At 67.2% G+C, this 11,846-nt stretch carries 15 protein-coding genes; 10 read left to right on the forward strand and 5 right to left on the reverse strand.

Features of this window, described 5'->3' with window-relative positions; translation table 11 throughout:
• Nucleotides 1–15: 15 nt before the first annotated feature.
• The 4 genes from JNK68_04890 to JNK68_04905 all read right to left on the reverse strand — a co-directional run bounded on the left by JNK68_04890 (nucleotide 16) and on the right by JNK68_04905 (nucleotide 2,697).
• Nucleotides 16–831 carry a crotonase/enoyl-CoA hydratase family protein gene (locus JNK68_04890; GenBank protein MBL8539689.1) on the reverse strand — a complete coding sequence of 272 codons (816 nt, stop codon included), beginning with the start codon at nucleotides 829–831 and terminating at the stop codon, nucleotides 16–18.
• Between the two features lie 24 nt (nucleotides 832–855).
• Nucleotides 856–1,578, reverse strand: a complete 723-nt coding sequence (locus JNK68_04895) for a hypothetical protein (protein ID MBL8539690.1) — start codon at nucleotides 1,576–1,578, stop codon at nucleotides 856–858.
• Between the two features lie 12 nt (nucleotides 1,579–1,590).
• Nucleotides 1,591–2,163, reverse strand: coding sequence for a hypothetical protein (locus tag JNK68_04900; GenBank protein MBL8539691.1), 573 nt, complete (start codon nucleotides 2,161–2,163; stop codon nucleotides 1,591–1,593).
• A 132-nt stretch (nucleotides 2,164–2,295) separates the two neighbouring features.
• Nucleotides 2,296–2,697 carry a hypothetical protein gene (locus JNK68_04905; protein ID MBL8539692.1) on the reverse strand — a complete coding sequence of 134 codons (402 nt, stop codon included), beginning with the start codon at nucleotides 2,695–2,697 and terminating at the stop codon, nucleotides 2,296–2,298.
• 166 nt (nucleotides 2,698–2,863) lie between these two features.
• On the opposite strand from JNK68_04905, the gene JNK68_04910 reads away from it, so the two are divergent.
• Entirely contained in the window at nucleotides 2,864–3,808 is a 945-nt protein-coding gene (locus JNK68_04910; protein MBL8539693.1) for a LysR family transcriptional regulator, read from the forward strand.
• 13 nt (nucleotides 3,809–3,821) lie between these two features.
• Here the strand turns inward: JNK68_04910 and JNK68_04915 are convergent, their stop codons facing one another.
• Complete coding sequence (locus JNK68_04915; protein MBL8539694.1) at nucleotides 3,822–4,484, reverse strand: GntR family transcriptional regulator; 663 nt, start codon at nucleotides 4,482–4,484, stop codon at nucleotides 3,822–3,824.
• A gap of 165 nt (nucleotides 4,485–4,649) precedes the next feature.
• Between JNK68_04915 and JNK68_04920 the strand changes: the two genes are divergently transcribed.
• The 9 genes from JNK68_04920 to JNK68_04960 all read left to right on the forward strand — a co-directional run.
• Nucleotides 4,650–5,381, forward strand: coding sequence for a TerC family protein (locus tag JNK68_04920; protein ID MBL8539695.1), 732 nt, complete (start codon nucleotides 4,650–4,652; stop codon nucleotides 5,379–5,381).
• Nucleotides 5,382–5,400: 19 nt separating this feature from the next.
• Entirely contained in the window at nucleotides 5,401–5,823 is a 423-nt protein-coding gene (locus JNK68_04925; protein MBL8539696.1) for a universal stress protein, read from the forward strand.
• Nucleotides 5,824–5,978: 155 nt separating this feature from the next.
• Nucleotides 5,979–7,349, forward strand: a complete 1,371-nt coding sequence (locus JNK68_04930; protein MBL8539697.1) for a hypothetical protein — start codon at nucleotides 5,979–5,981, stop codon at nucleotides 7,347–7,349.
• An 18-nt stretch (nucleotides 7,350–7,367) separates the two neighbouring features.
• Nucleotides 7,368–9,017 (forward strand): malonate decarboxylase subunit alpha, encoded by a 1,650-nt coding sequence (gene mdcA, locus JNK68_04935; protein MBL8539698.1) that lies wholly within the window; start codon nucleotides 7,368–7,370, stop codon nucleotides 9,015–9,017.
• A 20-nt stretch (nucleotides 9,018–9,037) separates the two neighbouring features.
• Entirely contained in the window at nucleotides 9,038–9,349 is a 312-nt protein-coding gene (gene mdcC, locus JNK68_04940) for a malonate decarboxylase acyl carrier protein (protein ID MBL8539699.1), read from the forward strand.
• Complete coding sequence (locus tag JNK68_04945) at nucleotides 9,346–10,230, forward strand: biotin-independent malonate decarboxylase subunit beta (GenBank protein MBL8539700.1); 885 nt, start codon at nucleotides 9,346–9,348, stop codon at nucleotides 10,228–10,230. The genes mdcC and JNK68_04945 overlap by 4 nt, the downstream gene beginning before the upstream one ends.
• Nucleotides 10,227–10,949: a biotin-independent malonate decarboxylase subunit gamma gene (mdcE, locus tag JNK68_04950; protein MBL8539701.1), complete on the forward strand. Its 723-nt coding sequence runs from the start codon at nucleotides 10,227–10,229 to the stop codon at nucleotides 10,947–10,949. The genes JNK68_04945 and mdcE overlap by 4 nt, the downstream gene beginning before the upstream one ends.
• The gene (mdcG, locus tag JNK68_04955) at nucleotides 10,942–11,631 is read left to right on the forward strand and encodes a malonate decarboxylase holo-[acyl-carrier-protein] synthase (protein MBL8539702.1); all 690 of its coding nucleotides are present in this window, start codon (nucleotides 10,942–10,944) and stop codon (nucleotides 11,629–11,631) included. The genes mdcE and mdcG overlap by 8 nt, the downstream gene beginning before the upstream one ends.
• 1 nt (nucleotide 11,632) lies before the next feature.
• The coding region (locus tag JNK68_04960; GenBank protein MBL8539703.1) for a triphosphoribosyl-dephospho-CoA synthase at nucleotides 11,633–11,846 on the forward strand (214 nt) is incomplete at its 3' end.

Here is an 11,846-nt window from a genome sequence, read left to right on the forward strand (position 1 = left end):
TGTCCGTTGGGACTCTCAGTAGATCCTTTCGAAATCGCCGTGGCGGCCGAGGCCGTCCTTGAAGCGCGCGGCGCCCGCCACGCCGTCCTTCGCCAGCGCTTCGCGCCCGTTGTACCACTCCTGGATCATCGCGTCGCGCACCGGCAAGCCGGCGCTCCTGAGGGTCGAGCGTCGATCGGCGCGGACACACACCGGCGGGAACGCGGCGATGTCCTGCGCCAGCGCCTCGGCCTTCTGGCGCACCGTCCCGTTCGGCACCAGATACTCGCACAGCCCGATGCGCAGGCATTCCGCGGCCGGGACCTGGCGCCCGGTGAGGATGATCTCGAGCGCCCGGCCCTGGCCGACGATGCGCGGCAGCCGTACCGTGCCGCCATCGATGAGCGGCACGCCCCAGCGGCGGCAGTAGACGCCGACATAGGCGTCCTCTTGCATGACCCGGAAGTCGCACCACAGCGCGAGCTCCATGCCGCCGGCCACCGCCGGGCCGGCCACCGCCGCAATGACGGGCTTGTCGAGGTCGAGCCGGGTCGGACCGAGCGGACCGCGCGGGATTTCGCCACCGTTGCCGCGTGGGCGTGCGGTCGGGATGTCGAGCTCACCCAGCGGATACTCGCCGGCGAGCGTGCTCACGTACTTGAGGTCCCAGCCTGAGCAGAAGGCACCGCCTGCGCCGTACAGGACCGCGACGCGCGCCTCGCCGTCGGCATCGAAATCGAGCATGGTGCGGGTGAGTGCGTCGGCGCTCGCGGGATCCATCGCGTTGCGCGCTGCCGGACGGTTCATCACGACGGTCCATACGTGCCCGTTCTTTTCCACTTCAATGGTCATGCCCGATCCTCTCCCAGGTTCTTGTCATGCGAGCGTCGAACCCGCCGCCTGCGACAGGAAATAGTCCTGTCCGAAATTGTTGTCCCAGTACGTGACGCCGAAATCGATCGCCTCGAAGAAAACCGCGAAGCGATAGACGTCCGCTGCCGGATCGATATTGAGCTGCGGGGTCTTGAAGCGCCACACCTCGATGCCGCCGACGTTCGCTGCAACCGCCTGCACCGGGCCGAGATAGCTGCCGTTGACGGTGGTCCACGTGGCGCCGCCGTTGCGCGAGTAGACCACGCCGACGCGCTTGTTGAACCCGAGGTTGTCGACGAGGATCTCGCCTTCGAACCACCCCGTGTCGAACGTGAAGCCGCCACCCGCTTCGACCTTGCGAAACGCGGTGGCACTGCGCAGCGAAACCTGCCCGCCGACCTTGCCGGCGAAAGCGGGGCCGATGGTGTAGTCGGCGCCGGAGTTGTTGTCCCAGTAGTCCGCACCGGCCACCCGATAGCGCAGGGCAAAGGTCTCGACCCCGGACAGACCCACGGTATCGGACCCGAACAGGTCGTAGTTGCCATGATGGCTCACGAAGCCGAGCGGCCGCACGATCCAGGCGCTGGAACCGAAAGGGCTGTAGACGAGATCGACCTGCTTGTCGAAGGCGTCGTTGCTGACCTTGGCGAACAGCGTCGTCCAGTCGAACGTCATGCCGGAGACGGCGTAGTTCTGATTGAACGCGAGCTTGAGGCGAATCGGCATCGTGACCTGGTCTCAGTGCGGGAAAACGAGCGTCTCCTCGATGCCGAGCTGATCCGCCACGTAGCGCGCCACTGTCTGGTTGAGCCAGTTGGGCTGGTGCGCGTCCGAGCTCAGAACGAAACGGAAGCGATCGACATGAGGTCCGTAATAGGTGCGCCAGTCACCGCGCCAGATGTAGCGGTTGTTCACTTCGACGCGGCAATCGGTGGGGACGCGCGCGAGCTGTGTGCCGAGGGCATGGGGATGCGCGACGATGACGGGGCGGCCGGTGCCGAGCAGGCGCTCGAGACCCGTGTAGTCGGCGTCCGTGTCGTAGCAGTGAACGATGTAGTAATCGACCGGTGCATCGAGCGCGGCCGAAATCCACGCGGCGCCGTTTACTTCCGTACCGACCCAGAGGCCGGCGCGGCGCACGCTCTCGGCGTAGGCGTCGACGTCCATGTCGACCAGGTACTCGAGATGGTCGCTGATGCCGCGCACGCGCGCGTGATGGAGTTGTGCGACGAATTCGACGGTCTGTTCGCGAACGACGGCGCCGTCCGCATACGACCAGGTGGTGTGAACGTGAAGATCCTGCACCAGCACGAACGGGCTCCGTCGCGAGAACCACCTCATTTTCTCACGCGACGCCCGTGGGCGGGCAATGAAAATGGCGGCGCGAGCCATGAGCCCGCGCCGCCGCCCGCCGACCTGCCTGCTTGATGCGGGAGCTTTCTGCTACATGCGCAGGTGGCGGGTGCGCAGCACATCGCGCAGCCGCACCTTCTCCGTGAGCACGTCGAATCCGCCCATGACGGCCGCCTGCTCCTCGCGTTCGACTGCATCGCGGCGCACGAACCATTCGCCGACGGCGGCGAGCGCCCGCGTGAATCTGCCGCCGCCGTTGCTGCCGACAGCCTGGTTTTGCTCGAGAACCACGTCCGTCGCGCCAGGGACCATGCTGCGCCGGATCACCTCGAATTCCGCGTCGGGGTTTTCCGGCTGCACGCCCGACTTGCGCATGCGCGCGGCCCAGAAAGAGTCCGCATCCTCCGGATGCTCGGCCGGATTGCTCAGCAACGCCGACCAGAAACGCTTGGGCGGACTCCCGCTACTCTCGAACGGTACGATTAGTTTCATGATAGTCTCCATAAAGGCATTGAAAGTTATGCTGTTTAAACTTGTGGGAATCAATGTAGGCGCTACGTCCCGGAAAATCTAATAGCAACTTTGGATCGGCTTCATCGGTTTCGATGATACGAAGCCCGATACGCGCCTCGCATGGAAGGATTGCTGGCACGCACGCATGGAGCTTTATCAGTTGCGCACTTTCGCTGCGGTGGCCGAGTTCGGTCACGTGACCCGCGCCGCGGAGAAGGTCCACATCAGCCAGCCGGCGGTCAGCGCGCAGATCAAGGCGCTCGAGGAAGAACTCGGGGTCCCGCTCTTCGATCGCATGCCGACGGGCATGGTCCTGACGGCCCCGGGCCGGCGGCTGCTGGCGCTGGCGGAGCGCGTGCTGGCGGCGGCGCAGGACCTCAAGGCGGAAGCGCGGGCGCTCGCCGGGACGGTCGCCGGGCGGCTGCGGATCGGCACCGTGGCGGACCCGGAGTCGATCCGACTGGGGGAATTCCTGAGTCGGGCGGTCGAGCTCCATCCGCTGCTCGAGCTCGACATCCACCACCAGGTGTCCGGGGCGGCATTCGAGTCGGTGCGGGCAGGCGAACTCGATGCGAGCTTCTATTTCGGGCGTCTGTCCCACCCGGCGGTCGCCAGCCTGGCGTTGCAGGAGATCGTCTACCGCGTGGCCGCCCCCGCCGCCTGGAAGGACAAGGTGATGGGGGCGTCCTGGGCCGAACTGGCAAAGCTGCCGTGGATCCTCACCCCGGCGATCAGCACCCATCATGGCCTGGTGGCCGAGCTTTTCGCGGCACAAGGCGTGGAACCCGCGAGCGTCGTCCAGGCCGATCACGAGTCCGTGATCGCAAATCTGATCGTCTCGGGGCTGGGCCTCTCGCTGCTGCGGGACGATCTCGCACGGGCGCGCGAGCGGGCGGGCGAGGTCATCGTCATGAAGAGCGCCCGGCTGACCACCATGCTCCAGTTCATCTACCTGGCCGGGCGGGAGCAGGAGCCGGCGATCGCGGCCCTGCTTTTTGCCGTGCGCGAGGTCTGGGGCCTCGACGACACCTCGCAACCGAAGGGCAGCCGGAAGCGGCGTCGCGACGCGAACGGGAAACCGGCGGACTGAGGAGTGCGCCCGCTTACGCGGCGCGCAGCTGCGACAGCGAAGCGATCAGGTCGGCGAAACGCTCGCCCTGCACGGTGACGTGCAGCCGCAGCAACTCGGCTGCACGATCACCGTCACCGTCGACGATCGCAGCGACGATGCCGTCGTGTTCGGAAAAGGAACTGCGCATCCTGTCGCGCACGCGCAGCTGAAGCCGGCGATACGGGCGCAGCCGGCGCCGCAGGGCCGCCGCCTGCTCCGCCAGGAACCCGTTGTGGCTGGCTTGGCAGATGAGCTGGTGGAACGACTCGTTCAAATAATAGTAGGTGTCGGGGTCGCCCGCGTTGAGCGCGTTCTCCCCCGCGGCGTGCGCTGCCTTGAGCGCCACTTCCTCTTCCGGCGTGATGCGCCGCGCGGCCAGGCGGCCGCACATGGCCTCCAGTTCGGCCATCACTTCGAACATCTCCACCAGCCGCTGCGGGTCGATCTGCGCCACCACGGCACCGCGCCGTGGCCGCATCTCGATCAGCCCTCCCGAAGCCAGCTGGATCAGCGCCTCGCGCACCGGGGTGCGGGAGACGCCGAACTCCTGCGCGAGCTCGCTCTCGTCCAGGCGGGAGCCGGGTGCACACACACCGGTGGCGATCCGCTCCTCGATCACCTCTCGCAGCTCTTCCGAGCGGCGCGATGGGCCCATCCTTCGATCCTCTCTGACGACCACAAATAAAATTATACGCGCCTCTTGACATAGAATCCAAACAAGGTACTCTTGTATACAAGAAATGAGTTGCAAAATACAAGAATGGCTGTTCGGCATTGTCGGTGCCTGATCTCCGGCCCGATCAGAAAATAGAGGAAGAGGATGCTCGATTTCATGTTGGATGGGGCCTTCTGGGTGGCGGTGGCGCAGATCATCGCCATCGACATCCTGTTAGGCGGCGACAACGCGGTCGTGATCGCGCTGGCCTGTCGCAAGCTGCCCGAGGCGCAACGCCGTCGGGGCATTCTCTGGGGGGTGGCGGGCGCCATCGTGCTGCGCGTCATCCTCATCTTCTTCGCGCTGCAACTCCTCGCGCTGCCCTACCTCAAGGTGGTCGGCGCGCTGCTGCTGTTCTGGATCGGCGTGAAGCTCCTCCTGCCCGAGGACGAGGATGGGCACGGCAATATCGAAGGCAGCACCCATCTGCTGGGCGCGATCAAGACCATCGTCGTCGCCGACGCCGTGATGAGCCTGGACAACGTGATCGCCGTGGCAGGTGCCGCGAAGGGCGATCTCGGCCTCGTGGTCTTCGGCATTCTCATCAGCATCCCGATCATCGTCTGGGGCAGCAGATTCGTGCTCAAGCTGATGGACCGCTTCCCGGTGGTCATCACGCTGGGCGGGGCCCTCCTCGGGTGGATCGGCGGCGACATGATCGCAAGCGACGTCGTCGTCAAGCCGCATCTCGAAGGCTGGCCGAGCTGGTTCCACTACGCCAGCGCCGCTGCGGGGGCCATTTTCGTGGTCGTGCTCGGCACTCTGCTCGCACGACGCAAGCAGGTCGCGCCGCCGGTGACGGAACTGGCGCTCGACCGCACCAAGCATTCCGACTAGAGCGCGCAGGAGCGAAGACATGGCGAAGGTGCTCATCGGCGTCGACGGTTCTCCCCACTCGCGGCGCGCGGTGGAAGCCGCGATCAGGCAGCAGGCCGCCACGTCGGCGGAGATTCACCTGCTCAACGTGCAGATTCCCATCGAATCCGGACACGCCCGCATGTTCGTCGATCACGACGAGCTGCAGGACTACTACCGCGAGGAGGGGCTGGCGGCGCTGGCGGAAGCGCGTGCGCTCCTCGACGCCGCAGGGATCGCCTACACGCACCATATCGCGGTGGGACACGTGGCACAGACCATCGCCGCGTACGCCAGGGAAAAAGGTTTCGACCAGATCGTTCTCGGCTCGCATGGCCGCGGCACGCTCACCCATCTGCTGCTCGGATCGGTGGCCACCGACGTACTGCGGCTCGCGGAGGTCCCGGTGACGCTCGTGAAATAGCTTTCGGCAGTAGCTCACACAACGCCCGGCAGGGCGTCTTTTCTCTAGGAGGGGGAAACGATGAGGCAGCGCATGCGCTTGCTGACGGCTGCGGCCGTCCAGCGGTTGTCGGCAACAGAGGATGCAGTATTCAGGACCGGGGAGGCATAGCGGCGATGTCACCCCATCTCATTTCCATCTATGCGCTGGTGGCGATGTTCGTGGTCGCTACCGCGCTGCCCATCAACATGGGCGTGCTCGCCTTCGTCGGCGCCTTTCTCGTCGGCACTCTGCTCGCTGGCCTGAGTACCAAGGCGATCATCGGTTACTTTCCCGGCGAGCTTTTCCTGACCCTGGTCGGCATCACCTATCTCTTCGCGCTGGCGCAGAACAACGGCACGATCGACTGGCTGGTCGGACGCGCGGTGCGGGCCGTGGGCGGACGTGTGGCAGCGATTCCCTGGATCATGTTCTTCATCGCCGCGGCGCTGACCGCGGTCGGTGCGGTCAGCCCGGCGGCGGTCGCCATCATCGCGCCGATCGCACTGGGATTCGCCTTCAAGTACAAGATCAGTCCGATGCTGATGGGCCTTTTCGTCGTGCACGGTGCACAGGGTGGCGGTTTCTCGCCGATCAGCATCTACGGCGGCATCACGAATCGCATCGTCGAGAAGGCGGGCCTGCCGCTGAACGAGCTCGCGACGATGTTCGCAAGCCTGGGCGTGAACTTCGCCGTCGCCCTGCTGCTCTTCTTCGCGATGGGTGGTCGCAAGCTGCTCTCGCAGAAGGTGACGACGATCCCGGTTCCCGACCTGCACGTCAACGTGACGCGCGCGCAGGAAGGCCCGCAGGTGTTCGGTGACGCGGAAGCCACCGCGCAGAGCGAGCGTTCGGAGGAGATCCGCAAGGGTCCGGATTCCATGCTGGAAAGCCAGCACAAGGAAACCGCCACGTCCTCGCGTGCCTATCAATGGATCACCCTGCTCGGTCTCGTCGCGCTGGCGGTGCTGACGCTGGTGTTCAACCTCGACATCGGCTTCGTCTCGATCACTATCGGACTGATCCTGTCGCTGATCGCGCCGAACCTGCAGAAGCGGGCGCTCGGTCAGGTATCGTGGCCGGAGATCATGCTCATCGTCGGCGTCAGCACCTATGTCGGCGTGCTTCAGAAGATGGGCACCATCGACTTCGTCGGACACAGCGTCGCCGGGCTCGCTTCACCGCTGATCGCAGCGCTGCTGCTGTGCTTCATCGGTGCCGTGGTGTCCGCGTTCGCGTCCTCGACGGCCGTGCTCGGCTCGCTGATTCCGCTCGCGGTGCCCTTCCTGCAGCAAGGCACTGGGGTCAGCGCCGTCGGCTTCATCGCGGCCATGGCGGTGGCATCTACCATCGTCGACGTGAGCCCGTTCTCGACTAATGGCGCGCTCGTCCTCGCCAACGCGCAGGGGGTCGACCGCGACAAGTTCTTCCGCCAGCTCATGATCTACGGCGCACTGGTCACCATCGTTGCTCCGATCGTGGTGTGGCTGTTGTTCATCGTGCTCTGAGCCAACGGGAGAGCCTTCGTGAATATCCGAGAGTGGAACACGGCGGCGCGGCGGCGCGCCGCCAGACTGGAGCGCGCCGGGGCGCTGGCACAGGGGCGCTGGGTGACGAGCGACGCCACTACGGCGCTGCTCGAGGCGATCCTGAAGCCGGGCGATCGCGTGTGCCTGGAAGGCAACAACCAGAAGCAGGCCGACTTCCTCGCCCGCGCGCTGGCTGCGGTCGATCCGGCGCGCGTGCACGACCTGCACATGGTGCAGTCGGTGGTCGCGCTGCCGGAGCACACGGCGCTCTTCGACGCCGGCATCGCGCGCGAGATCGACTTCTCGTTCTCCGGCCCGCAGGGCACACGGCTCGCCTCGCTCGTTGCCGACGGCAAGATCCGCATCAATGCGATACATACTTACCTGGAACTCTTCGCGCGCTACTTCGTCGACCTGACGCCGAACGTCGCGCTCATCGCGGCCGAGGCCGTGGATGACGCCGGCAATCTCTACACCGGGCCCAACACCGAGGACTCGCCCGCCATCGTCGAGGCCACGGCCTTCCGCAACGGCATCGTCGTCGCCCAGGTCAACGAGCGGCGGGCGAGCCTGCCGCGCGTGGACATCCCGGCGGACTGGGTGGACTTCGTGGTGGTGGCGCCCAGACCTAACTACATCGAGCCGCTCTTCACGCGCGACCCGGCGCAGATCTCCGAGATCCAGGTGCTGATGGCGATGATGGTGATCAAGGGCATCTACGCCGAGTACGGCGTGAAACGGCTCAACCACGGCATCGGTTTCGACACCGCCGCGATCGAACTGCTGTTGCCGACCTACGCCGAGTCGCTCGGACTCAAGGGGAAGATCTGCACGCACTGGGCGCTCAATCCACACCCGGCACTCATCCCGGCGATCGAGGCGGGTTTCGTCGAGTCGGTGCACAGCTTCGGCTCCGAGCTCGGCATGGAGCGCTACATCGAGGCGCGCCCGGACGTCTTCTTCACCGGTGCCGACGGCTCGATGCGCTCCAATCGCGCGTTCTGCCAGGCGGCGGGCCACTACGCGTGCGATCTTTTCATCGGTTCGACGCTGCAGATCGACCTGCACGGCAACAGCTCGACGGCCACCAAGGGCCGCATTGCCGGTTTCGGCGGGGCGCCGAACATGGGTGCCGACGCGCGCGGCCGGCGCCATGAAAGCGCCGCCTGGGTCAAGGCCGGAGAAGAGGCGCGGCAGGGCCGCGAGGCGATGCCGCGCGGGCGCAAGCTGGTGGTGCAGATGGTCGAGACCTTCCGCGAGCACATGGAGCCCGCGTTCGTCGAGCGTCTCGATGCCTGGGATCTGGCGGAGTCGATGGGTCTCGCGAACCCGCCGGTGATGATCTACGGCGACGACGTCACCCATGTCGTCACCGAGGAGGGCATCGCCAATCTGCTGTTGTGCCGCGATCTCGGCGAGCGCGAGCAGGCGATCCGCGGTGTCGCGGGCTATACCGAGGTCGGCCTTGCGCGCGATCGCGTCAAGGTCGAGGAACTGCGCCAGCGCGGCGTCATCCGGCGTGCCGGCGATCTCGGCATCGCGCGCCGGCAGGCGACCCGCGATCTCCTGGCAGCGCGTTCGGTGAAGGATCTCGTGCGGGCGTCGGGCGGGCTCTACAACCCGCCGAACCGGTTCCGCAACTGGTAAGGGACGAAGGAGAGAGGAAGATGGAACAGCTCGAATATGCGTTGCAGAGCGCAAGCCAGACGCGGGACCGCGAGCCGGTGCTGGTCGGCGTCGTCGGTTCCGGCAACTGCGAGGTGTTGGTCGAGGGCGGCGGCGAGGACAGCCGCTGCGACGTGACCGTGAATACATCGGCGCTCGGGTTCGCGCCGATCTGGGAGGCGGTGCTGCGCGACTTCGCGGCGCGCTGCCATGCCGGGCGGCTCAAGATCGAGATCAACGACGTCGGCGCCACGCCGGCGGTGGTCAGCCTGCGCCTGGATCAGGCGATCGAGGCGTGGGAGGAGGGCAACTGATGCACAGCTACTACGAGGCATCGGCGCGCGAGCGCCTGCTCGGCATCGTGGATGCCGATTCATTCCACGAGTTCGTGCCGCCACCCGCGCGCGTCACCAGCCCGCACCTGGCGCAGCTCGACCAGCCGGTCGCCTTCGACGACGGCGTGATCGTCGGAGCGGCCACGCTGGGCGGCCAGCCGGTGCTGGTGGCGGCACAGGAAGGCGCGTTTCTCGGCGGGGCGATCGGCGAGGTGCACGGTGCCAAGCTCATGGGTCTGATTGGCCGCGCCCGCGAAGAGAAGCCCGCCGCCGTGCTGTTTCTGTTCGACTCCGGCGGTGTGCGCCTGCACGAAGCCAACGCCGGCCTGATCGCGGTTTCCGAACTGCTGCGCGCGGTGCTGCGGGCGCGCCTGGACGGCGTCAAGTTCATCGGACTCATCGGCGGCTCTGGTGGTTGCTTCGGCGGCACCGGACTCATCGCCCGCTGCTGCGACGTCCTGGTGATGTCGGAGGAAGGGCGGCTTGCCATGTCGGGTCCGGAAGTGATCGAAACCGCGCGCGGTGTCGAGGAGTTCGACTCGCGCGACCGGGCGCTGGTGTGGCGCGTGACGGGTGGCAAGCACCGCTACCTGCTCGGTGAAGTCGACCGCCTGGTCGAGGACGATGTCCCGGATTTCCGCGCGGCGGCGATCGCGGCGCTCGATGCTCCTGGCGGATTGTCGCTCGCCGAGGTCGAGCGTGAGCACGAACGCCTGCAGCGACGCTGGGACCGCTTCGGAGAGGCCGACGATGCGCTGGAGATCTGGGGGGCGCTCGGCGTTGCCGAGCCGGAACGCATCTCGCTGCTTGCCGCCGCCGAATTCGTTGCGCTGGCCGATCCGCTGAGGAGGGCATCATGAACCGCAAGCAACTCCTGCAGGCCCTGTTCGGCGATACCTGGAAGGTCGAGCAGGAGCGGGGCAACTTCTTCGCGGGCACCGGCCGCGCCGGCGACGACCCGATCCAGGTGATCGGCACCGACGATGCAACCGAGGTCGGCGTCGACCTGGCGCTGGCGATGGCAGGTGCCGTGCTCGACACCGTGCGTGCACACCCGGGGCGCCCGATCCTCTTCCTCCTCGACACCCAGGGCCAGCGTCTGCGACGGCGCGACGAACTCCTCGGCCTGAACGGCTACATGGCGCATCTCGCCAAGTGCGTCGAGATCGCGCGCAGCCGCGGCCACCGCATTCTGAGCCTGGTGTACGGGCAGGCGGTCAGCGGCGGCTATCTCACCACGGGGATGATGGCCGATGCCTGCTACGCGCTCGCCGACGCCGAGATCAAGGTGATGAATCTGCCGGCCATGTCGCGCATCACCAAGATCCCGCTGGAGCGACTGGAAGCGCTGTCGCAGCAGTCGCCGGTGTTCTCCCCGGGTGTCGGCAACTACTACCGGATGGGTCATCTCACCGAGATCTGGCAGGGCGACCTCGCGGGACATCTGCGCAGTGCTCTGGCGGATGCGGGCACGAGCGCCGCGGCGGCAGGTGCCGATTCGCGCATGGCGCGCGGCCTGGAGCGCGGCGGGCGGACCCGCGCGTATCCCGTCGCCGAGCGGGTGCGAAGCGGTGGCTAGGGTGTCATCGCTCGCGCGGCACGATCTGGCGTGGCTCACGCCGGACGCAGCCGCGGCGGCGCGGCTGGCCGGCACTGCCTGCATCTGCGCGGCGCGCGCCAGCGCGCTGCTCGATGACTGGATCCGGCGCGGCCACCCGCTGATCGTCACGCGGCAGGAGCCGGCGGCGGCCGCTGACGTGTTGCTGGGGCTCGCGCTGCCGCCTGCGCAGGGCAGGATGCGCCTCGCGTTTCGCGTGCCGCGGCATGGTCTGCGCGAGACGCGGCGGCCGCCGACGCTGCTGGAGTCCTCACCGCGTCTGCCCGCGCACTGGCAGGAGAAGGTCGCGGCGCTGATCTCCTGCGCCGAGGTCGCGGCCGCCTGCCCGCGGCTGTACGGCTCGGCCGCCATCGAGATCGTGACCGGCGAGCCTTGCATCGGGCCGGCGTCTGATCTCGATCTGCTCCTCGCGCCGAGCACCTGGGCACGAGCCGGCGGTGTTGCGGCGGCGCTGACGGCGCTCGACGCCTGCGCGGGACCGCGCCTGGACGGGGAGATCGTCAGCCCCGCGGGGGCGGCGGTGGCCTGGCGCGAACTCGCGACGCAGCCCCGGCAGATTCTCGTGAAAGGCCAGAGGCACGTCGGCCTCATGAGCACGGCGGCGTTCGCGCGCGGGTTCGCGGCACTCACCAAGGCGGCCTGACTTGGAAAGCGCACACGCCTCGTCACGGTTCGGCGCCCTGGCGTGCGAAGCGCTGGAATTCGAACTGGCGCTGGCGCCGAAGCCCGGTCTCGTGACGCCCATCGATCACGGCAGTCACGCCGACATGGACCATCGCACCTTCCGCGCGAGCATCGCCGCGCTGCGGCCGTACTTCGTCGACTGCGCCCGTCTCGGTGCGCGGGGCGCACCCTTCG

The sequence above is a fragment of the Betaproteobacteria bacterium genome (genome assembly GCA_016791345.1).
Lineage (GTDB): Bacteria > Pseudomonadota > Gammaproteobacteria > Burkholderiales > JAEUMW01 > JAEUMW01.

What these genes read in the sequence shown, in the direction of transcription:
- JNK68_04890 (MBL8539689.1), bottom strand. Translation starts at nt 831, where the DNA reads ATGACCATTGAAGTGGAAAAGAACGGGCACGTATGGACCGTCGTGATG.
- JNK68_04895 (MBL8539690.1), bottom strand. Translation starts at nt 1,578, where the DNA reads ATGCCGATTCGCCTCAAGCTCGCGTTCAATCAGAACTACGCCGTCTCC.
- JNK68_04905 (MBL8539692.1), bottom strand. Translation starts at nt 2,697, where the DNA reads ATGAAACTAATCGTACCGTTCGAGAGTAGCGGGAGTCCGCCCAAGCGT.
- JNK68_04910 (MBL8539693.1), top strand. Translation starts at nt 2,864, where the DNA reads ATGGAGCTTTATCAGTTGCGCACTTTCGCTGCGGTGGCCGAGTTCGGT.
- JNK68_04915 (MBL8539694.1), bottom strand. Translation starts at nt 4,484, where the DNA reads ATGGGCCCATCGCGCCGCTCGGAAGAGCTGCGAGAGGTGATCGAGGAG.
- JNK68_04920 (MBL8539695.1), top strand. Translation starts at nt 4,650, where the DNA reads ATGCTCGATTTCATGTTGGATGGGGCCTTCTGGGTGGCGGTGGCGCAG.
- JNK68_04925 (MBL8539696.1), top strand. Translation starts at nt 5,401, where the DNA reads ATGGCGAAGGTGCTCATCGGCGTCGACGGTTCTCCCCACTCGCGGCGC.
- JNK68_04930 (MBL8539697.1), top strand. Translation starts at nt 5,979, where the DNA reads ATGTCACCCCATCTCATTTCCATCTATGCGCTGGTGGCGATGTTCGTG.
- mdcC (MBL8539699.1), top strand. Translation starts at nt 9,038, where the DNA reads ATGGAACAGCTCGAATATGCGTTGCAGAGCGCAAGCCAGACGCGGGAC.
- mdcE (MBL8539701.1), top strand. Translation starts at nt 10,227, where the DNA reads ATGAACCGCAAGCAACTCCTGCAGGCCCTGTTCGGCGATACCTGGAAG.